We start from the raw sequence: 272 nt of genomic DNA, 5'->3' as shown, positions 1-272 counted from the left end.
ATTCTACTATTCGCTTGCAAAGCAATTAAGCAGTAGTAATCAAGAGTTAACGTCAGTAGCAAGAGGACAAAATTTTTTTATCAATTGTGAATCGGAAGGTATTTGGTAAACGTCAGTAGTGTAGAAAGAAGGTGAGGCAGCAATGGAGATTGAACAAATAATTGCAGAGCACGGGGATTATCTACTGAAGGTAGCCTATCTATATGTGAAGAATGAAGCAACTGCAGAGGACATAGTTCAAGATGTGTTTATTGCCTTTTATCAAAAGCAAC

At 37.1% G+C, this 272-nt stretch carries 1 protein-coding gene; it reads left to right on the top strand.

The window, feature by feature from the left end; translation table 11 throughout:
- Positions 1 to 142: 142 nt before the first annotated feature.
- Positions 143 to 272, top strand: a 130-nt coding sequence (locus SB660_RS20620) for an RNA polymerase sigma factor (protein ID WP_410584205.1), incomplete at its 3' end; no start/stop codon positions are given.

Origin of the sequence: Bacillus sp. SIMBA_005 (genome assembly GCF_046535585.1) — a bacterium.
Classification (GTDB): Bacteria; Bacillota; Bacilli; order Bacillales; family Bacillaceae; genus Bacillus; species Bacillus pumilus.
Note: the sequence above shows the minus strand (reverse complement) of the source record. Positions and strands in the feature narration are given on the sequence as shown.